Origin of the sequence: Pseudomonas sp. fls2-241-R2A-110 (genome assembly GCF_030209165.1) — a bacterium.
Lineage (GTDB): Bacteria > Pseudomonadota > Gammaproteobacteria > Pseudomonadales > Pseudomonadaceae > Aquipseudomonas.
Genome location: NZ_JARVSN010000003.1, coordinates 131,226 through 150,383, shown reverse-complemented (window position 1 = coordinate 150,383; position 19,158 = coordinate 131,226). Strand labels below are relative to the sequence as shown.

Annotated in this window: 16 protein-coding genes; 8 read left to right on the top strand and 8 right to left on the bottom strand. The window is 59.6% G+C overall.

Annotated features, from left to right (window positions below; translation table 11 throughout):
• Positions 1-263 precede the first annotated feature (263 nt).
• Both QRN31_RS01950 and QRN31_RS01945 read right to left on the bottom strand, forming a co-directional pair.
• A complete protein-coding gene (locus QRN31_RS01950; RefSeq protein ID WP_285429847.1) occupies positions 264-1,265 on the bottom strand; it encodes a FecR family protein in 1,002 nt (333 codons plus the stop codon).
• Positions 1,266-1,361: 96 nt separating this feature from the next.
• Positions 1,362-6,218, bottom strand: a complete 4,857-nt coding sequence (locus QRN31_RS01945) for a dermonecrotic toxin domain-containing protein (RefSeq protein WP_285429845.1) — start codon at positions 6,216-6,218, stop codon at positions 1,362-1,364.
• 227 nt (positions 6,219-6,445) lie between these two features.
• Between QRN31_RS01945 and QRN31_RS01940 the strand changes: the two genes are divergently transcribed.
• Entirely contained in the window at positions 6,446-7,486 is a 1,041-nt protein-coding gene (locus QRN31_RS01940; protein ID WP_285429843.1) for an Ldh family oxidoreductase, read from the top strand.
• 78 nt (positions 7,487-7,564) lie between these two features.
• Here QRN31_RS01940 and QRN31_RS01935 read toward each other — a convergent pair whose 3' ends face one another.
• On the bottom strand, positions 7,565-7,882 hold the full coding sequence (locus QRN31_RS01935) for an ElaB/YgaM/YqjD family protein (protein ID WP_285429842.1): 318 nt from the start codon (positions 7,880-7,882) through the stop codon (positions 7,565-7,567).
• Between the two features lie 165 nt (positions 7,883-8,047).
• Between QRN31_RS01935 and QRN31_RS01930 the strand changes: the two genes are divergently transcribed.
• Entirely contained in the window at positions 8,048-8,299 is a 252-nt protein-coding gene (locus QRN31_RS01930; RefSeq protein WP_008155229.1) for a hypothetical protein, read from the top strand.
• 9 nt (positions 8,300-8,308) lie between these two features.
• Here QRN31_RS01930 and QRN31_RS01925 read toward each other — a convergent pair whose 3' ends face one another.
• A complete protein-coding gene (locus tag QRN31_RS01925; RefSeq protein WP_285429836.1) occupies positions 8,309-9,217 on the bottom strand; it encodes a LysR family transcriptional regulator in 909 nt (302 codons plus the stop codon).
• 85 nt (positions 9,218-9,302) lie between these two features.
• Here QRN31_RS01925 and QRN31_RS01920 point away from each other — a divergent pair, with 85 nt between their 5' ends.
• On the top strand, positions 9,303-10,226 hold the full coding sequence (locus QRN31_RS01920) for a carbon-nitrogen hydrolase family protein (protein WP_285429835.1): 924 nt from the start codon (positions 9,303-9,305) through the stop codon (positions 10,224-10,226).
• A gap of 127 nt (positions 10,227-10,353) precedes the next feature.
• Here the strand turns inward: QRN31_RS01920 and QRN31_RS01915 are convergent, their stop codons facing one another.
• The 3 genes from QRN31_RS01915 to QRN31_RS01905 form a co-directional block, all read right to left on the bottom strand.
• A complete protein-coding gene (locus tag QRN31_RS01915; protein ID WP_285429833.1) occupies positions 10,354-10,827 on the bottom strand; it encodes an LEA/WHy family protein in 474 nt (157 codons plus the stop codon).
• Between the two features lie 58 nt (positions 10,828-10,885).
• The gene (locus QRN31_RS01910) at positions 10,886-12,358 is read right to left on the bottom strand and encodes a nucleobase:cation symporter-2 family protein (protein WP_285429831.1); all 1,473 of its coding nucleotides are present in this window, start codon (positions 12,356-12,358) and stop codon (positions 10,886-10,888) included.
• 124 nt (positions 12,359-12,482) lie between these two features.
• On the bottom strand, positions 12,483-13,376 hold the full coding sequence (locus tag QRN31_RS01905; RefSeq protein WP_285429829.1) for a LysR family transcriptional regulator: 894 nt from the start codon (positions 13,374-13,376) through the stop codon (positions 12,483-12,485).
• Positions 13,377-13,477: 101 nt separating this feature from the next.
• Here QRN31_RS01905 and QRN31_RS01900 point away from each other — a divergent pair, with 101 nt between their 5' ends.
• Positions 13,478-14,569, top strand: coding sequence for a polyamine ABC transporter substrate-binding protein (locus QRN31_RS01900; protein ID WP_285429828.1), 1,092 nt, complete (start codon positions 13,478-13,480; stop codon positions 14,567-14,569).
• A gap of 13 nt (positions 14,570-14,582) precedes the next feature.
• Entirely contained in the window at positions 14,583-15,542 is a 960-nt protein-coding gene (gene speB, locus QRN31_RS01895) for an agmatinase (protein WP_285429826.1), read from the top strand.
• A gap of 90 nt (positions 15,543-15,632) precedes the next feature.
• On the opposite strand, the gene QRN31_RS01890 is transcribed toward speB, so the two are convergent.
• A complete protein-coding gene (locus QRN31_RS01890; RefSeq protein ID WP_285429824.1) occupies positions 15,633-16,685 on the bottom strand; it encodes an aldo/keto reductase in 1,053 nt (350 codons plus the stop codon).
• A 203-nt stretch (positions 16,686-16,888) separates the two neighbouring features.
• Between QRN31_RS01890 and QRN31_RS01885 the strand changes: the two genes are divergently transcribed.
• From QRN31_RS01885 to zapE, 3 genes are read left to right on the top strand one after another with little or no spacing between them, the layout of a single operon-like run.
• A complete protein-coding gene (locus QRN31_RS01885) occupies positions 16,889-17,605 on the top strand; it encodes a helix-turn-helix transcriptional regulator (RefSeq protein ID WP_222587002.1) in 717 nt (238 codons plus the stop codon).
• A gap of 52 nt (positions 17,606-17,657) precedes the next feature.
• Positions 17,658-17,999: a nuclear transport factor 2 family protein gene (locus tag QRN31_RS01880; protein WP_222587001.1), complete on the top strand. Its 342-nt coding sequence runs from the start codon at positions 17,658-17,660 to the stop codon at positions 17,997-17,999.
• Between the two features lie 26 nt (positions 18,000-18,025).
• Positions 18,026-19,144, top strand: coding sequence for a cell division protein ZapE (zapE, locus tag QRN31_RS01875; protein WP_285429821.1), 1,119 nt, complete (start codon positions 18,026-18,028; stop codon positions 19,142-19,144).
• Positions 19,145-19,158: the final 14 nt, after the last annotated feature.

Sequence of the window (19,158 nt, the reverse complement as noted above, 5' to 3'; positions counted from 1 at the left end):
AAACTCCTTTTCGGAACCGGCCAGGAAATGTGATGGGGGCTCTCAGTCATTAATACGAACGAGTACGACAAATCATGAAGGCCTGAATGTAGAAAATTTGTCGCCTGCGCGTGAGCGGCATGTAAGAAACCCGCGAAGAGTGTCTTTGGGCGGCTAAATTTTTGTCTTTCGTTTCGTTCCTGACGATCTGCGAGCAGGATGAAAGGCAGGGAAGGTCGCAGCGCAATAAACAATGAAGGCCGCACCCGGCAGGGTGGCGGCCTTCAGCTTTTCGGGACTTGCTGCGGGATTGAATTGAGGACGGGATTGCCCTTTTTATTGCGGGTCAGATAGACCGGCAACATTTTGGGCAGGGACGCCACCAGAGCGTTGAGTTCCTTGATGTTGTAGATGCCGCCCAGGCGAATCGAGCCCGTGTTCTGATCGGCCAACATCACCGGTTTGCTCAGGTAACGATTGATCAACGGCAGCGCGTCGTTCAATTCCAGATTATCGAGTACCAATTTGCCGCTGCGCCAGGCAAGTGAATTGTCATTGGCGTAGGTCTGGCTGATTTGGGGCGCGAAGTCACCACGTTTATAACGTGCCTGCATCGCTGGCCCCAGGCGCATGCCAGCCCCTGTAAGGTCATCGTTGCTGCTGAGCAGCACCGACCCTTCGATCAGATTGACGCGCACCTGGTCCTCATACATCCAGACATTGAACCGGGTTCCAGAGGCCCGAATCCTTCCGTCTGCGGCCCTGAGGATAAACGGATGGCCAGCGTCATGGCTGACGCTGAAGAAGGCTTCACCTTTTTCCAGCGTGACCCGTCGTTGATCCTTGTAATTGCTGAACGTGAGTTCGCTGCCAAGGTTCAATTCCACCTGGCTGCCATCGCTGAGGGTGACCTGACGGACAGTGTCGCGCGCTTCAAAATGCTGATACGAATTGGGTAGCCAGCCCATGTTCCAGCCACCGTACAGCGCCAGCGGCGCCGCGATGGCGCAAACGGCGGCAGCGATGCCGAGCGTGCGCCAAGGCATGACCGGACGGCTGTAGGCAATAGGCTCGACGGCGTCGTGACGAGGCAAATCCCCCGCGACTTCCCAGATCTCCAGCATGGCCTCGTACTCGAACGCATGCAGCGGATGAGCATCACGCCAGTGTTCGAAGGCGATCCGCTCTTGAGCGGTGCAGTCGATGGCGTGCAGACGCATGCACCAGTGCGCGGCGGAGTCGGCGATCGCGTCATATTCGGCTTGCGAGAGAGAATTGTCGGTCATTGACTCATCCTGAAGTCCCGCATTCTAACCTTGAGAGAAAGTCTGCGAGAACAACCGTCATGGCAATTACCCATCAACTGAGCACTATTTTTCTGGTCAAGGGGTATCGACGTGCAGTTGCCGCCCCAGATGACTGATCAGCCAGGCAACGCTGTCGGCGTTTGCCAGTTGCACGTTCAGCCTGATCAGTGCATCTCGCCTGAAAATGTGACGGGCACCGCTCAGGTTTTCGGCCCCGGTCAATGCCAGAACGCGCTGTTTTATCTTGCGGGTATCTTCAAAAAAAGTGCTGCCCAGGTCCTCCCACTCGCCGGTATCAGGGTCGAAGTTCATGAACAGTTGAGTCAGGGGTGTCTTGATCGACAGTGCTGTTTCCTGAGTGGTGGACAAGGCGTTCTTGAGTTCCGTGGCAATCGGGGTCGCTGTACCGATCAGCTCGACGAACGGCCTGCCGGGATCAAGGTAGGTAATGTCAATGGTGTCACAGGCAATATGCGAAATTTCATGAATAAGGGTGGTCGCTCGGGCATGGGCGCTGATCGGGAAGTGCGGATCAGAAAGATGCTGGCGGTAATGATTGAACCTGGGCGTAAAGAACCGTTCGGCCAGATAAATTTTGCGTTTGATGTCCGTCGGCACGGTGAAACCGAAAACGTTTTCGGTGTCCTGGATCGAGCCACCTATCACTAGCCGGTCGGAGTCCGGCTTTCTGAGCGTAGGGTCCAGCAGCGCTGCAAAAATTTCCTCGACGACTTTTTCAATCTTTTCCACATGGATGGACTCCACGTGCGTCACGCCCATGAAATCCATGATGATCTGATGCACCGGGGTGACTGTGCCTTTAGAAGTCTTGAGCAGTTGCAGGTTGCGAAAACTGTTCCAGGCGTAGGTCGTTGCCAGGTCCAGCGATTCGTCAATTTGACGGGCTTTGTGCGGAAAGAACTGACGGATCTCTCTCATCCCGCGAGCATCGACGTTCATGCCCTCCCAAACCGATAGCGCGGTACGCACGCGTTTGAGCAAGCTGAAGCGAGGGGCCGGTTTTTCCTCGGCCAGCACCCATTGCCTGGCAACGTTCTGTGCAAGCTTCGGTCCCCGTATGCCGGGGGCCGCGATGCGCCACTGAATGCCACGTTTGGCCACCGCATAGACCTTGCCCTCGACCGGAGCGTAGTGCTTTTTACTGACCGGGTGGGTGTAAAGCCCCTGCGCCGTATCGTGTGTCATGGACCCCAGGTCCAGATCAGTGCATTCGTGACGGCTCAATTGCGTGCGCTCTGGCGCGGTGATGTCGACGTGATGCAAGTCAAAGCGGCTGGCGGAGGTTTGCGCAGTGGGCACGGCCGGCGTCAAAGACAGGGACGTTTGCTCACCCAGCGATTGGCGCAACGCGGCCAGTTGTGAGATGCCGCTGATAAATTCTCTGATGGCGGCGGCCCATTTGTGGGTTTGAAGGTCCTCGGCAGATTGCTTGATATCGCGGTAACTGCGCCACACGGTCAGGGGGTACGCCAGCTTGCCCATGCAAAACGAAAAGGCCTCGTGCAGATCTTCGCCCAACACCTGCTTGATGATTGTCCACTCGCTGTGTTTTTTATCGTCGGACTGGCAGCCGAGCAATCGGGACAACAGCGCGGCGTTGTCATTGAAGAGGTGTTTGAACAGGTGGCCCGTCAGGGGGCTGGACACCAGTTTGACCTCGGCGGGGCGAGTGTCCGAATTCGTTGACGCGGCCCTGGCAACACGCTGAGGGTTGAGCATCATTCGGTATTCCAGGTGCATCCGCTCGGGCTGTGGCAGGTTCATGAGCACCCAGTCGAGCAACGGGCCTCGGCTTTTCAGCTCCGCCAGCAGCTGTGCTTCATTTTTGTATTCCTTCACGCTGTGCCGAGGACTGTGCGGGGCAATAAGCACCAGCGGTGCTGCGCTGTTGGTGGTCGAGCCGATCAGATAAACGCCGGGCACTTTGAGGGTCTGTGCCTGCTTGATACCGAACAACTCGAGCGGGCGGATGATCGCCTCAGCACCGTTGACCGCGGCGCGGGCGATGGCATCGGGCATGTTCATGACTTGCCGGATCAGTTCGAACCCTGTTTGGCTCAGTCGCTCCTGCAGTCGTTCCTCGTGGGCGTAGTGCATCAGTTGCCAGGGTAATTGAGTGTAAAAGCGCTTCCTGCGCTCAGCGTTCAGTGGGGTGTCTGCGAGGGCGTCGTTCAGTACTTGCTGCTGATGCTCCCCCGGTTTCAGGTCGCGGATCAGGTCTTTGATGTAGCGCTCATTCATCTCCTCGGGGACCGAGGTGGTATCCAGGGAAGCCAGTTTGAAACGGGCGTGCTCCAGATCCTTGATGTGCACCAATGCAAAATCAGTCAGGGTCTGGGTGCTGGCAGCCGACGTCGGGCGCGCGCTGATCTGGACCTGGACCTTGTCTGGATCAATGTTGAAATCGTCTGCCTTGAGTTGTTTCTCAAGCTCGTGGTGAGTGGTGCGTTGCAGCGAGCGGATGCCCGTGAGGTAGTCCTGATCGTTGTTGACGTTATCAAGGTATTGCTGAAGCAGCTCGCCATGCAGCATCAGGTCTTCGATGGGCGCTTTGGCCAGCCATGCCGGCAATTTTTGTTGCGTCGTCAGAGACTGTGCAATGTCCATCACGCGGTGCAGTCCGGTCTTGGGCTCACGCAGCGTCACCAGATTCAAGAGACTGGCGAGCGGCGCAGTAGGCAGCGTTGTTGCCAGCGCGTGGTTAAGGCTCGCCAGGTCCAGATGAATATGGGGTTTTTGCAGGTGCTCGAGAAAATGCCCTTGGATTCGGTGCAGCGGCGCCAACGTGGGCGTCTTGTCGGGGACGCGGTCGCTGCGGCCCAGGTTCTCCAGAAGCGTCGAGCGATGCTCGTAGTCGGCGAGGCGCGCCTCTAGCTCGGTCTGCAACAGGGGCAAGGTCTTGAAGGACTCGAATCCGCAGGCAGGTGTCCACAAGATCGCCTTCCCGGAATGCACGGGGTCCAGGCCACCTCGTTCGGTCAGCACGAAACAACTGGCCAGTTTCACCGGGTCGGCCACGCCGGCAATCTTCAATGCCAGGGAGAATACGTCCGGCAAAAAACCATTCAATGCCGCTCGCTGCAGATGGACAGGGGAATCGAGCACGGTCTTGATGATCGCCTGTTCGGTCGTGCCCAGCGTTCGCGAGACGGTGCGCAGCTTCAGTTCACTGCGCAGCGCCGTTGACAGGGTATGCGTAAAGCTCGATTGCAAGCTTGCCACGGAGGCGTCAACGAGCCTGAGTGCTTCGGTGGAGGAGCGGGTCGTAGCGGGAATGGCCGGGTGTTTGTCACGCAGTTGATCGAGCGCCTGCGCGACGGAATCGAGCGAGGCCAGCGCCTCTTTGGCCGACTCGGCACGCACGGTCGCCGGTTGCGCAATCCAGCGTTGATCCACCCGAGTGCTCCAGCGTCCCGCTGCTTGTGCAGACAACAGTCGGTCATCAATCAGCCCCCGGACATCCAGCGCTTTATCGAGCAGGGCGTGAGGGTCCAGCGTACCTTCGCTTTCACGGTAGCGGCTCAGTGCATGGCTCAGATTGTCCTTCTGCTTGTCCAGGATGTCGGACATCAATTGTTCGAACACATTGCCGATGATCGGGTGACCGACAATCACTCGCTCATCGTGCTTGAACGCCAGGAACCGAGCCCGTTCCACCAGGGACATGAAATTGAGCAACGCATCCTCATGCCCTTCACTGGCCATCATTTGCAGCACGACTTTCTTGAGGGCGGGCAGACTGCTTGTCGCCTCAATGCCTCTGGATTGGGTGTACAGAAAACCCAGGGTGTTGGCGCTGCCGATCATCAAGGTCGAGGCGAGCTCTGCGAAGTGCTCGAAGGGCGCGGTAACCCGCACCTTTTCAATACGAAGCGGGTCGTCAGGATTCGGCGCGAGGCTGACATTCATCAGCCGCACGTATTCCTGCGTCGTCAAGATGCCTTGCTGGCGATGGTGCAAAAGCCTCGTGTGGAAAGTATCGCGCAAGCTTTCGGCAAAGAACTTCAAGCGTGACAACCCGTTGTTCACGGGCGTATTCCAGAAGGTATCGAGCAGGCTGTGCAAGTGCGGCGTGAAGCTTTGTGCCGTTTCTTTCAAGGCGCTTTCCCACGCCTGGTTATCGGCATCGCTGCTGACGCTGTGCTCGGGGTGGGCAAAGACTCTGGAAACGCCGGCAGGCCATTGATTGGTGAGGTAAACGTGCAACAGGGCTTCACTCAATGACATCGCCGATATCGTGTGGTGATGGTCGCTCCCGTCAAAAGCTGAAATCGTACTGACAAAACTTTTCATCCGGGTGAGGCGCTGGTCCAGTTTGGGGAATGTCTTGTGCAGCGCATGTTTGAGGGTGTCGTCCAGCATCGATTGCAAGGTGGGCAGCTTGGCCAGCTCGCCGATCATTGTCTCGATGTTCTGTGCCTGATTGCCATCGAGGGTCAGTTGCTGGGCCTGGAATACCGCACCGTCAATGGTTTTGGTGGAGATTTCGAGGGCGGTGGCAGGGGGCAAAGCGCTGCGCTGTTCGATGGCAAGAAAGCGTAAAAGCTCCCGCTTCCCGGTGGCCCGGGCCAGCCAGTCCTTAAGCTTGCTTTTAAGGTCGGCCATGTCGGCAAACTTGATCAAGCCTTTCCACGGCGTGAAAAGCATGACCTCGGCGTCGTCGGGTCGGCTCATGGTAAATGCGCCGGCCAGTGGAATCTCCTGCATGCCGGTCGCACTGAGCATCAATTGGTCGACATGCATGGGGTTGGTTGGCGCGATGCGGGCCGTATGAGTGGCCAGGTAAACGTTCTTCAGCCACTTCAGGTCATCCATTGTGAAGTTCAGCGCTTTTTCGCGGTCGCCAGGCTGCCTGGCATTGGCTGCACGTTCTGCCTCGTCGAAAAAGTAGGGGAGGTCGGGCTCAGTCACGGTGTTTCCTCATGTGCTGCGATCAGTTGCCATCGCAGGCTGTCGGTTGAGGAAAAACTGTAAGACCCCGGAAGGTCTTCAGTGCGGTACATATTGCTTGCCCCGAACTGGCAGTCGAGACTTGACAGGACGCCGGTAGAACAGCGCTTAATCGACGTCTGCTGTGGGTTGCCATGCAACCTCGTTTCCCCTGGTGCCCGTACTTAATAATAAAACTGGAGCTTCAGATGACCGCAACGCCCGAAGTGGCCGTCAGTTCGACCACCCAATCGCTTGATTTCGACGCGCTCGTTCAATTGCTTGAGCAGGTTTTTCTGCGTCACGGTACGTCTGCCGACGTCGCCAAAACCCTGGCGCTCAATTGCGCCGGCGCTGAACGCGACGGCGCGCACAGCCACGGCGTATTTCGCATCCCCGGCTATGTCTCGACGCTCAAGAGCGGCTGGGTCAACGGCCAGGCAGTGCCGGTGGTCGAGGACGTTGCCTCAGGTTTTGTCCGGGTCGATGCCGGCAATGGTTTTGCCCAGCCAGCGCTCGCCGCCGCCCGTGCACTGCTGGTGGAAAAAGCCCGCAGCGCTGGCATCGCGGTGTTGGCGATCCGCAATTCCCACCACTTTGCGGCGCTGTGGCCGGATGTGGAGCCGTTTGCCTATGAAGGACTGGTGGCGCTCAGTGTGGTCAACAGCATGACCTGCGTAGTGCCGCACGGTGCCGATCGTCCACTGTTCGGCACCAACCCGATCGCCTTCGCCGCGCCTCGGGCTGACGGTGAGCCGATTGTCTTTGACCTGGCCACCAGCGCCATCGCCCACGGCGATGTGCAGATCGCCGCGCGAAAAGGTGAGCGCTTGCCGGTCGGTATGGGCGTGGACAGCCTTGGCCAGCCGACTCAGGACCCGAAAGCGATTCTGGAAGGCGGCGCGTTGCTGCCGTTCGGCGGCCACAAAGGTTCGGCACTGTCGATGATGGTCGAGTTGTTGGCGGCGGCGTTGACAGGCGGTAACTTTTCGTTCGAGTTCGACTGGTCGAATCATCCGGGTGCCAAGACACCGTGGACCGGTCAGTTACTGATCGTGATTGACCCAAGCAAGGCAGCGGGGCAGAACTTTGCCGAGCGCAGTCAGGAACTGGTCCGGCAGATGCATGGAGTGGGTCTCAAGCGTTTGCCAGGTGATCGGCGTCATCATCAACGGGCCAAGTCGGCTACCCAAGGTATCGAGCTGGACGCTCAGACCCTGGCCGATTTGCGAGCGTTGGCCGGGCAATGACGCCGACGTAATACGCAGGCATGCAAAAGGCGAGCACCAGGCTCGCCTTTTTTACGCGGTCGCTTGAAGCCAGAGCGCTTAACGACGGCCCAGCAACAACCCTACCACCAGGCCGAAACCGGCGGAGATGGCCACGGTTTGCCACGGGTGACCACCGATGTAGGTTTCGGTCGCGTCGACCACAGGTTTGGTACGGTCACGCACACTGCTGACCGAATCCCGAGCCTGCTGGAGCTTCTGTACGATTTGCCCGCGCAGGGTCTCAGCTTCCTCACCGACCAGTGAAGCGCTGCTTTTGAGCAGTTTTTCCGACTCTTCGATCAGGGACTGAAGTTCGCTGAATGCCTGATCCTTGATTTGGTCTTCGGCTATTTGTGCGGCGGTTTTCCGGGCCATTGGGTTACTCCTTGCAGATAAATGGGCAGTGAACAATGGAGTCTGTCACTGGCGAAAAAGTTGCACTCGATTTTCGCGTCGCGCCAACCCGGAACAAAAATCCCGGGTCGGACATTTCCTCCTACAGTGTAAGATGTCGCCTATTTTATGCAGCAGGTAACTCCCATGAGCTTCAATCTGGCCGACAAACCCCTTGCCGAGCGCGCGGCGCTTGAAGATGAAAAATCCCGTCTGTTCGACCTTTGGCAAAGCAACCTTGGCAAATCCAAGGGCGAAGCCGCGCGCTTGTTTGGCGAGCGCGCCAAACGTAAAGGCAAATGGGCTGAATGGGTTCGGGCCGAACTCGACGGCATGTCACCGCCGGAATTCGCGAACATGGTGCGCAGTGAAGTCAATCGGCTGATGGCTGCCAAGTAAACGCAGCCCTCAGGCAAAACTCTCGACAATGGCTTCACGTACTTTCAGCACCACCGGGTCGAGCTGAGTGCTGGTGCGCCAGCCCAGTTCGATCGGGTAGCGCGGTAATGCCAAGGGGCAGGGCAGCAGTGCCAGCCCGCTGAGCGCCGCGATACTTTGCGCGGCGTGCGCCGGAATGGTCGCGACCGCCTGGCTGCCCTTGAGCAGGTACGGCAACGCCGCAAAATGTGTTGTCGACGCACACACCCGCCGACTCAGTCCCAGTGCCGCCAGCCCTTCATCGGTGATCCCGATAAAACCGCCCGACGACACCAGAATGTGCTCGCGGACCACGAACTCTTGCAGGCTGATCGCCTGTTGTCCGGGCGCCAGGCTGCGCGGATCGGCAAGGCACAAGTAGCCGCCTTCCCCCAATACCTGACGACTGAGCAACCGCTCGGTGAACCCGCCCGCGGTGATCGCCAGATCAATGCTGCGCTCCATCAGCGCTTGAGCGACGATCTGGCTGTGGGTTTGCCGGAAGATCAGCCGCAACTTTGGCGCACTGACGGCAATGTGCTCGATCAATCGCCGCCCGTAGGCAATTTCGAAGTCATCCGACAGGCCCAGCGTGACCGAGCGTCCGTCGTAATGGTGGGCTGCCGGATCGACCATTGCCAGGCTCTGGCGGCACTTGTTCAACGCCTCGCTCACCACTGGTTTCAACTGGTTGGCCTTGAGCGTCGGCGCGAGGCCACGACCGGTGCGCACGAACAACTGATCGCCATACACCTCGCGAAGCCTTCGCAGCGCGGCGCTGACGGCTGATTGCGTCACCCCCAGACGCAACGCCGCACGACTGGCGCTGGACTCTTCATGCAGCGCTTCAAAGACTTTGAGCAGGTTCAGGTCGACGTCGGCGATATTCATTTGGCTCATATCAGTTAGCAGCGAACAGGGCTTTATTCATGATTGCGTGGCGCCTGAGAATGAGCAACACCTCATTGCTTTCGGAGTTACCGACATGCCCAAGTCAATCGTTGCTGCACTGCAAATCGGCGCCTTGCCCGGTGGCAAGGCGGAGACGCTGGAGCAGATTCTCGCCTGGGAAAACGCCATTACCGACTCCGGCGCCGAGTTGGTGGTCATGCCCGAAGCCTTGCTCGGTGGCTATCCCAAAGGCGAAGGCTTTGGCACTCAACTGGGCTTCCGATTGCCGGAAGGTCGTGAAGCCTTCGCCCGCTATTTCGCCAACGCCATTGACGTGCCCGGCATCGAGACCGAAGCGCTGGCCGGGTTGTCGGCGCGCACGGGTGCGAATCTGGTCATCGGCGTCATCGAGCGCGCCGGCAGTACGTTGTATTGCACGGCGTTGTATTTCGATCCGCAGGCCGGACTGGTCGGCAAACACCGCAAATTGATGCCCACCGGCACCGAACGATTGATCTGGGGCAAAGGCGATGGCTCGACACTGCCGGTAATCGACAGCCAGGTCGGGCGGATCGGCGCGGTGGTGTGCTGGGAAAACATGATGCCGTTGCTGCGCACCGCGATGTACGCCAAAGGCATAGAGGTGTGGTGCGCGCCGACGGTGGATGAGCGTGAAATGTGGCAAGTCAGCATGCGCCACATCGCCCATGAAGGACGCTGCTTTGTGGTCAGCGCTTGTCAGGTTCAGGACTCGCCGCAGGCCTTGGGCATGGACATCGCTAACTGGCCGGCAGAGCGGCCGCTGATTGCCGGCGGCAGTGTGATCGTCGGACCGATGGGCGACATTTTGGCGGGGCCGTTGCGCGGCGAGGCGGGATTATTGACCGCCGAAATCGATACCGACGATCTGGTTCGCGCCCGTTACGACTACGACGTCGTCGGGCATTACGCGCGCCCGGATGTGTTTGAGTTGATAGTCGATGAGCGCGCCAAACCGGGTGTCCGCTTCAATGCGTAAAGCCCTGTGGGAGCGAGCTTGCTCGCGATAGCGGTGGATCAGGCAACTGATTTGTTGAATGTGCCGCCGTCATCGCGAGCAAGCTCGCTCCCACAAGGGAAATTCATCGTTGCCAAGCTCTCCGGGTTTACCAAGTGCCAGTCGTAGACCCCGGCAAGCTCAGTTTGCCCGTATCTACAAAACGCATCGTGCCAAACAATCCGCCGGCCAGTTTGCCACGCAGCACGTAGGGAAGATTGTTCAATGTCTGGGTCCGGCCCAGGCCCAGCGTCTGGCGTATCACCGAGAAGGCCGAAACGCTTACCGGCACTGTCAGCACGGTTTCGGAAAAGCGTGCAATCGACCCCGATTGATCGCTGACGCCGGAGGCCAGCGGCTGGCCATTGACCTCCAGATCCAGTGCCACGCCGTTGTAGTCAATCGGCGTTTCGTTGGGGTTTTGCACGCGGATCTTTACCGCAAACCGTACTTCCATGTCCTGGCTTTGCAGCGGTTCGATGCCGACCACATTGATGTTCAACGGGTCGCGATGGGGGAAGAGGGCGCAGGCGCTCAGGGAGAGCAAGAGCAGGGAAAGGATGACGGCGTGGACGCGGCGCATGGACAGGCTCTCGTTCAGAAAAAGGGCTGAACCGCCAACGGCTCGGCCCTTGAGCCTTTTAGCGGGTCAACTGTGCGACCGTCGCAGGCGTTGCGGGTTCACCCTTGGCCGGGACATCGGGATTCTCCATGACCTGCAGAATCGAGGCTTCCGGATCGAAATCGTCTTCTTCCAGCTCGATGAATTCCTCGGGCAGGAAGATGTTCAGCACGATAGCGCACAACGCGCCCACGGTGATCGGCGATTCGAAGATGTTGTGCAACGCCAGGGGCAGCTCACGCAACACCTGCGGCACGGCCGCGACACCCAGGCCCATGCCGAGGGAAATCGCCACGATCAGCATGTTGCGTCGATGCAGGCCGGCTTCGGCGAGGATCTTGATCCCGGCCACCGCCACCGTGCCGAACATCACCAGCTCGGCGCCGCCGAGGACCGGTTTGGGCATCAATTGCAGCACCGCGCCGATCATCGGGAACAGCCCGAGCAGCACCAGCAGACCGGCAATGAAAAACGCCACGTAGCGGCTGGCCACGCCAGTGAGCTGGATCACGCCGTTGTTCTGCGCGAAGGTCACCATCGGCATGCTGTTGAACACCGCCGCCATGGCCGAGTTGAGGCCGTCAGCGAGCAGACCGGACTTGATCCGACGGATGTACACCGGGCCTTTGACCGGTTGCCGGGAAATCATCGAGTTGGCGGTCAAGTCGCCAGCCGCTTCCAGTGGCGACACCAGGAAAATCACCGCCACCGGCACGAACGCCACCCAATCGAAATTGAAACCGTACTTGAACGGCACCGGTACGCTCATCAGCGGCACGTCGGGCAGGCTGGCGAAATTGACGTCGCCCAACAACCAGGCCACGACGTACCCCAACGTCAGGCCAATCACAATCGCCCCGAGGCGCAGGAACGGCACGTCGACCCGGTTCAATACCACGATGGTTCCCAGCACCAACGCCGCCAACGCCAGATGACTGGCCGCGCCGAGGTCTGCGGCGCCGAAGCCGCCCGCGATGTCGGTCATGGCGACTTTGATCAGCGACAGGCCCATCAACGTAATGATGGTGCCAGTGACCACGGGCGTGATCAGCATGCGCAGCTTGCCAATGAACTGGCTCAACACCACTTCGATGAACGCCGCGAAAAAGCACACGCCGAAGATGGTCGAGAGGATTTCATCGGTGCCACCGCCCCGGGCCTTGACCATGAACCCGGCGCTGAGGATCACGCTGATAAACGAAAAACTGGTGCCTTGCAGGCACAACAAACCAGAACCCACCGGACCAAACCGCTGCGCCTGGACAAAAGTGCCCAGGCCGGACACGAACAACGCCATGCTGATCAGGTACGGCACTTCGCTTTGCAGTCCGAGGGCGCCGCCCATGATCAGGGTCGGGGTGATGATGCCGACAAAACTGGCCAGCACGTGTTGCAGGGCGGCGAAGACCGTGGCGGTGAGGTGCGGGCGGTCGTCGAGGCCGTAGATCAGGTCGGAACGGGGCTGGGGTTTTGCGTGTTCGGATGAGGTCACGAGGAAAGCGCCAGGGCCAGGTCAAAAAATGGAGGCGCAGGATGCCAGAAAGACTATTTTGTGGCGAGCGATGAGCCCGCCCCCTGACGAAAACCCTGTGGGAGTGAGTTTGCTCTCACAGGAATCAGCTGAATGCCGCCAGCAAATCCTCTTCGAACGCCTTCTGCGCATCCCCCGGCACTTGCGCACGATGACGCGCCAGGTGAAATGCCACATCGAAACTCATGTCGTCTCGACGCACAGCCCTGAGCAACCCTTTGTCTTCCCAACTGCGGGCAAAGTGATCGGGCAAATAGCCGACGTGTTTACCGGAAAGAATGAAGGCGAGGGTGCCTTCGACTTGCTCCGACCTTGCCGAACACCGTTGCCCCTGGAAGGGCTCATCGGCCCGCAGGAAACGGTAGGGATGATCGACCCGGTCACACGCCTGCAACGCTTGGTCGTGCGGCGCATCGTCGGTGAACAGCGGATGCCCGGGGGCGCAATACAGGTGTTGGGTTTCCGTAAACAACTGGCGGTAGTCAAACGCACGCTGCACCTGTGAGAAATAACCAATGGCCAGGTCCAGCCGTTGTTGCAGTAGCAGCCGTTCCATTTCCCCGGGCATGGCGCTGATCAATTCGATGCGCACCGATTCGTCGCGCTCACGAAAACGGCGGATCGCATCGGCCACGCGTTGCAGCACCGATTGATCCAGGGCTTCGGACAAACCGAGGCGCACTTCGCCGATCAAGCGACCGGCCACACCGTTGGATTGGTGGCGGAAGGTTTCGATGGATTCAAACAGGACACGCGTCGCTGTCAGCAGTTGTTCACCTTTGGGCGTGATCTTGAATCCGCCTTTGCCGCGACTGCATAACCGATAGCCGAGCCGGGTTTCGAGCTTGGCCATTTGCTGGCTGATGCTCGATTGACTCAACCCCAGCTCGCCCTGTGCCGCACTGAAACCACCGCACTCGACCACCCGGACAAACAAGCGCAGCAGCTGCAAGTCGAGGTCATGGAGTTGACCGAGCATCAAACATTACTCCGCAATAAAGTCAGGTTAACAAACTTGATATTTCGACAATGTATCGGAGCGCGCACGCTGCAACCACTTCCTCTGGTCAGGTGTTCGTCATGGCTCCCATGTTCAAGCTGTGTTTACCCGCGTTGTTCCTCGCCGTGGCCGTGTCGGCCCAGGCCGAGGAAAAGACCCTCAACCTCTACAGTTGGGCCGATTACGTAGCGCCCGAGACCTTGCAGCGTTTCGAACAGGAAACCGGGATTCACGTGCGTTACGACACGTTCGATGCGCCGGAAGTGCTCGAAACCAAACTGCTCACCGGTGGCAGCGGTTACGACGTGGTGGTGCCGTCGTCCAGTGTGCTGGCTCGCGGCTTGGCGGCCGGTGCGTTGAAAACCATTCCTCACGAAGGCTTGAAGGGCTACGCCAACCTCGACCCGGACCTGTTGGAAAAGCTCGCCGCCGTGGACCCCGGCAACCTCTACGGTGTGCCCTACACCTGGGGCACGCTGGGGCTGGGGATGAACGTCGAAGCGGTGCAGAAACGCTTGCCGAACAGGCCGCTCAACAGCCTGGATTTGCTGTTCAAGCCCGAGTACGCCGGCAAGCTGAAGGACTGTGGCATCGCGATCATCGATTCGCCCCAGGAAGTCATCGGTCTGGCGTTGCACTACCTGGGTAAAGATCCCTACAGCACCGACAAGAACGATCTCGACGCGGCGCAGACCGTGTTGCATCAATTGCAGCCAAACGTGCTGTACGTCGCCAGCGGTCGGCAGATCAACGATCTGGCCAATGGCAGTGTCTGCCTGGCGCTGACCTACAACGGTGACGCCAGCATGGCTGCCGATCAGGCGCGCAAGGCCAAAAAGTCCTACGAAATCGCCTACCGGATTCCCAAGGAAGGCACCCTCGTCTGGCAGGACAACCTGGCGATTCCCAAGGATGCGCCACATCCCGAAGCGGCCCGCCAGTTCATCGAATTCATGTTGCGCCCTGAATCCGTCGCTGCTCTGACCAACACGTTGTTCTTCGCCTCCGCCAACCAGGCTGCGACGCCGCTGGTGGATGAGGCGGTGCGCACCGATCCGGACATTTACCCGCCCGCCGACGTTCGCGGTCTGCTGTATGCCGACCGCACCATGAGCCTCAAGGACATGCGTCAGCGCACCCGCGTGTGGACCACTTTCCGTAGCCGCCAATAATAAGGAACCCGAGATGGACGTCCCTGTGCAAAACGATCAGGCCATGACCCGCGACAGTCTTTACGGCACAGCCGCCGAAAGCACCTACGCCGGCATCACCAGCTTCATGCGTCGACGCTACAGCCGTGACTTGCGCGGTGTCGATGTCGCGGTCAGCGGTGTCCCGTTCGACACCGCCACCAGCAACCGCCCCGGTGCGCGTTTCGGGCCGCGAGGCATTCGCGCGGCGTCCACCGGGATCGCCTGGGAACGCCACTGGCCGTGGACGTTTGATCCATTCGATCATTTGGCCGTTATCGACTACGGCGATTGCGACTTCGATTACGGCTCGCCGCACTCGGTGCCGGAAAGCATCGAGGCGCATGCCGAGCATATTCTCAACGCCGGCAGCGCGATGTTGACGTTCGGTGGCGATCACTTCATTACCTATCCGCTGCTCAAGGCCCATGCCCGCAAACATGGTCCGCTGTCGCTGATTCACTTCGATGCGCACAGCGACACCTGGCCGGACGAGGCGGGCAAGCGTGTCGACCATGGCACCATGTTCTGGCACGCGGCCAGGGAAGGGCTGGTCGATCCATCGCGTTCGGTGCAGATCGGCTTGCGCACCACCAATGACGATCACCAGGGCTTTCAGGTGCTGGATGCGCGGCAGGTGCACCGGCAAGGGTGCGAGGCGATTGTCGAGGCGATTCGTGCGCGGGTCGGCGATAACCCGGTGTACCTGACGTTCGACATCGATTGCCTCGACCCGGCCTTCGCACCGGGCACCGGAACTCCGGTGTGCGGCGGATTGAGCACGGTGCAGGCGCTGGAGATTCTCGGCGGTTTGCGCGGGATCAATCTGGTGGGGATGGACGTGGTGGAAGTGGCGCCGGCCTACGACAACGCGGACATAACCTCATTGGCGGCCGCGACATTGGCCATGGAAATGCTCTGCCTTTATGCGGCCAAACATAAAGTGGACCGGTAGTTCTATGATTCGCTGACGCCATCGCGGGCAAGCCCGCTCCCACAAGTACAGCGCAACACCTGTGGGAGCGAGCTTGCCCGCGATGCTTTTTCAGGCGACCGGGATTTTCGGAACGTCCAATGTTTCAGCCCCGGTAAATCGCGAATACGACCCGGCAATGGTTTCATGCGGCACACCCATCGCCACAGCGCTGACCTCATCCAGTCGCGACATTTGTTCGGCACTCAATTGCACCGTCAAGGCACCCAATGTCGCATCCAGTTGCTCACGCGTGCGCGAACCCAGGATCGGTATCAGCGCAGTCGTTGAACGCTTGGCCTTTTCTCGCAACCAGGCAATGGCGACGTGAGTCGGGCTGGCCGCCAGCTCTTCTGCGACGGCGAGCAAGGTGTCGAGCAGGGCGGTGTCCCGTGCGCTTGTTTCGGCATGGATCAGCACGCCAAGTTTAGCGGCGCGGTTGTCGCCGTCATTGCTGCGGTACTTGCCGGTGAGAAAACCGCCACCCAACGGCGACCATAACGTCGCGGCCAGGCCCAGGGCTTCGGCCATCGGCAGCTGCTCACGGTCAGCGCTGCGTTCGGCCAGGCTGTACTCGATCTGAATCGCGGCAATCGGCGCAAAACCGCGCACTTCGGCCAGCACGTCCGCCCGGGCGATGCGCCAGGCCGGGAAGTTCGACAGTCCGGCGTAGTGAATTTTTCCGGCACGCACCAGGTCGTCAAAGCCACGCAGGATTTCTTCCATCGGCGTCACGCCGTCACTCATGTGCGCCCAAAACAGGTCGATGTGATCGGTGTTGAGGCGTTTCAGGCTTTCTTCCACGGCGCGAACCATGTTCTTGCGGCTGTTGCCGGTGTGGGAAATACCGGCGGCGGGCGTGGTGCCCAGGGTGTATTTGGTGGCGATGACCAGGCGATCCCGTTCTGCGGCAATGAACTCGCTGAGCATGGCTTCCGATTGCCCGCCCTGATAGCCGTTGGCGGTGTCGATGAAATTGCCGCCGGCCTCCAGGTAGCCATCGAATATGCGCTTGGCTTCTTCACGTTCTGCGCCATGGCCCCAACCGGTGCCGAAATTGCCGGCGCCCAATGCCAGTTCCGAGACCCGCAACCCGGTTTTACGGCCGAAGACTTTGTAATGCATGAGATGACTCCTGAGGAACCGATGCGGTGAATTAGTTAAATGTTTGGCGACATGCATTGAATATTATGCGAGTAATATTTTACGTCAATCGGCTTTTTGATTTATCGCAAAAGGCCCGATTGACGGGGGACATTGCTACTGCCAGTTTCTGACAGCAGCCTCTGCTAAGCTCCGTCGACTTCTCAGGAAAGAGACTACGGATCGTGTCGCGTACCACACGTTTACTCACGTTGTTGCAGGTGTTGCGGGGCAAAAGTCGTCCGGTTACGGCGGCAACGCTGGCCAGCGAACTGGAGATCTCCGAACGCACGCTGTACCGCGACATCGCCGAACTGACCGCGCTGGGCGCGCCGATTTTCGGTGAGGCGGGGATCGGTTACGTATTGCGCAGCGGTTTGTTCCTGCCGCCCTTGATGCTCAATGCCGATGAAACCGAAGCCATCGTGCTGGGGTTGCGTTACGTCGATCAGCGCGGCGACGAGGTATTGAGCAAAGCCGCGGCGGATGCGCTGGCCAAGATTGCCGCCGTGCTGGCCCCCGAAGCCCAGGATGCATTGCGCAACCCGACGGTGCTGCCGGGCCCGCCCGGTTATGGCTATCCGCAAAACGCGGTGCCGCTGAATGTGTTTCGCCAGGCCATACGTGATCAATCCAAGCTCAACATCGACTATGCAGATGCCAATCAGGTGCCCAGTCAACGGATGATCTGGCCCCTGGCACTTGGGTTTCTCAATGAAGTGCGGATCATCGTTGCCTGGTGTGAACTGCGCGGTGCCTACCGTACCTTTCGCACCGACCGGATCTCGGCCGCCAGCGAGCAGGGCGAGCGTTATCCGGGGCGGCGCAGCGACCTGCTGCGCACCTGGCGCAAGCAGATGCAACTGGATGAAGCGGGGCGTTTCACTCCTGACAAGAACTGACACAGGCGTGTTCTAGGATGGCTCCAGAACCAACAAACAAGGAGCCGTAAACATGTCCAATCCAGCCTCTTCACTGGCACCCGCCATTGCCGCCTACATTGCCGCCGCCAATGCTCGCGACACCTCGCGGGTCGGCAGTTTTTTTGCTGAGGATGCCAACGTGTTCGATGAAGGACATCACCGGACCGGCACGCAAGCTATCGCCCAATGGATGCAAGACACCGCACAGCGCTACGAACCCCGGGTCGAAGTGCTCGGCGTGCAACAGCGCACCGGTAAAGTGCTGGTACACAACCGGATCTCCGGGACCTTTCCCGGCAGTCCCCTGGAACTGCGTTACATGTTCCGCCTTAACGAACAGGGCAAGATCGCCCGGCTTGACATCTCCTTGTAGCGCGAGTGCGTGGCATACTGCCGCGCATGAATGTCGACTCTCCCCTAAGCGCCTGGCAACACGCCATCGAACAAAAGGGCTTCGTCCAGGACGAAGCCCAGGAACATGCCGTGTGGGCGCTGCAAAAATGCCACGAAGCCTTGCACGAAGGGCGCACGCCGGTCACCGGGGTTTACCTCTGGGGCCCGGTAGGGCGCGGCAAGACCTGGTTGATGGACCAGTTCTATCAAACCCTCAAGGTCCCGGCCCGTCGACAACACTTTCATCACTTCATGGGCTGGGTGCACCAGCGCTCATTCCAGCTGACCGGCACCGCCGACCCGCTGAAGGCGCTGGCCCGTGAGCTGAGCGAGGAAGTGCGGGTGCTGTGCTTTGATGAGCTGTTCGTCAATGACATTGGCGATGCGATCATTCTCGGACGGTTGTTTCAGGTGATGTTCGAGCAAGGCGTGGTGGTGGTCTGCACCTCCAATCAACCGCCGGATCAGCTGTACGCCGACGGCTTCAACCGCGACCGTTTTGTGCCCGCCATCGAAGCGATCAAGAAACACATGCAGGTGATCGCGGTGGATGGCGGCGAAGACCATCGCCTGCACCCGGGCGCTGGCCTGCAACGTTATTGGGTGGCAACCGCCGGACAGCCCAGCGCACTGGCAGAAGTGTTCAAGGCATTGACCGTTGGCCAGTCGGTGTCCAGCGAGCCGATCACGGTCGGTTATCGCTCGGTCAACGTCGTGCAGGCCAGCAACAAGGTGCTCTGGTGTCGTTATGCCGATCTGTGCGAACAACCGTTTGCCGCCATGGACTTCATGGCGCTGTGCGACACCTTCAGCGCTATTCTGTTGAGTGAGGTGCCCAACCTGAGCGCACAAAAGCGTGCAGGACGCATCGCCCGAGGCACCGAAGACGCTGCCGAGCGTGTGGTGGCCGGCGATCGCGAGCTGCCGCAATTGTCGGTGCACGACGACGGTGTCCGGCGTTTCATCGCGTTGGTGGACGAATGCTACGACCGCAAGGTGCCGCTGTACCTCGAAGCGCAAGTGCCGATGGCGGCGTTGTACACCGAGGGTTACCTTGAATTCCCGTTTCGCCGCACATTGAGCCGTCTACAGGAAATGCAGCTGCAACGTTTCGCTGAAGCCTAATTGCACGGAGCCGC

Excerpts from the sequence above, each read along its gene's own strand:
- QRN31_RS01890 (WP_285429824.1), bottom strand. The coding sequence starts at position 16,685 with ATGCATTACAAAGTCTTCGGCCGTAAAACCGGGTTGCGGGTCTCGGAA.
- speB (WP_285429826.1), top strand. The coding sequence starts at position 14,583 with ATGGACGTCCCTGTGCAAAACGATCAGGCCATGACCCGCGACAGTCTT.
- QRN31_RS01900 (WP_285429828.1), top strand. The coding sequence starts at position 13,478 with ATGGCTCCCATGTTCAAGCTGTGTTTACCCGCGTTGTTCCTCGCCGTG.
- QRN31_RS01920 (WP_285429835.1), top strand. The coding sequence starts at position 9,303 with ATGCCCAAGTCAATCGTTGCTGCACTGCAAATCGGCGCCTTGCCCGGT.
- QRN31_RS01880 (WP_222587001.1), top strand. The coding sequence starts at position 17,658 with ATGTCCAATCCAGCCTCTTCACTGGCACCCGCCATTGCCGCCTACATT.
- QRN31_RS01940 (WP_285429843.1), top strand. The coding sequence starts at position 6,446 with ATGACCGCAACGCCCGAAGTGGCCGTCAGTTCGACCACCCAATCGCTT.
- QRN31_RS01935 (WP_285429842.1), bottom strand. The coding sequence starts at position 7,882 with ATGGCCCGGAAAACCGCCGCACAAATAGCCGAAGACCAAATCAAGGAT.
- QRN31_RS01950 (WP_285429847.1), bottom strand. The coding sequence starts at position 1,265 with ATGACCGACAATTCTCTCTCGCAAGCCGAATATGACGCGATCGCCGAC.
- QRN31_RS01915 (WP_285429833.1), bottom strand. The coding sequence starts at position 10,827 with ATGCGCCGCGTCCACGCCGTCATCCTTTCCCTGCTCTTGCTCTCCCTG.
- zapE (WP_285429821.1), top strand. The coding sequence starts at position 18,026 with ATGAATGTCGACTCTCCCCTAAGCGCCTGGCAACACGCCATCGAACAA.
- QRN31_RS01925 (WP_285429836.1), bottom strand. The coding sequence starts at position 9,217 with ATGAGCCAAATGAATATCGCCGACGTCGACCTGAACCTGCTCAAAGTC.
- QRN31_RS01930 (WP_008155229.1), top strand. The coding sequence starts at position 8,048 with ATGAGCTTCAATCTGGCCGACAAACCCCTTGCCGAGCGCGCGGCGCTT.
- QRN31_RS01905 (WP_285429829.1), bottom strand. The coding sequence starts at position 13,376 with ATGCTCGGTCAACTCCATGACCTCGACTTGCAGCTGCTGCGCTTGTTT.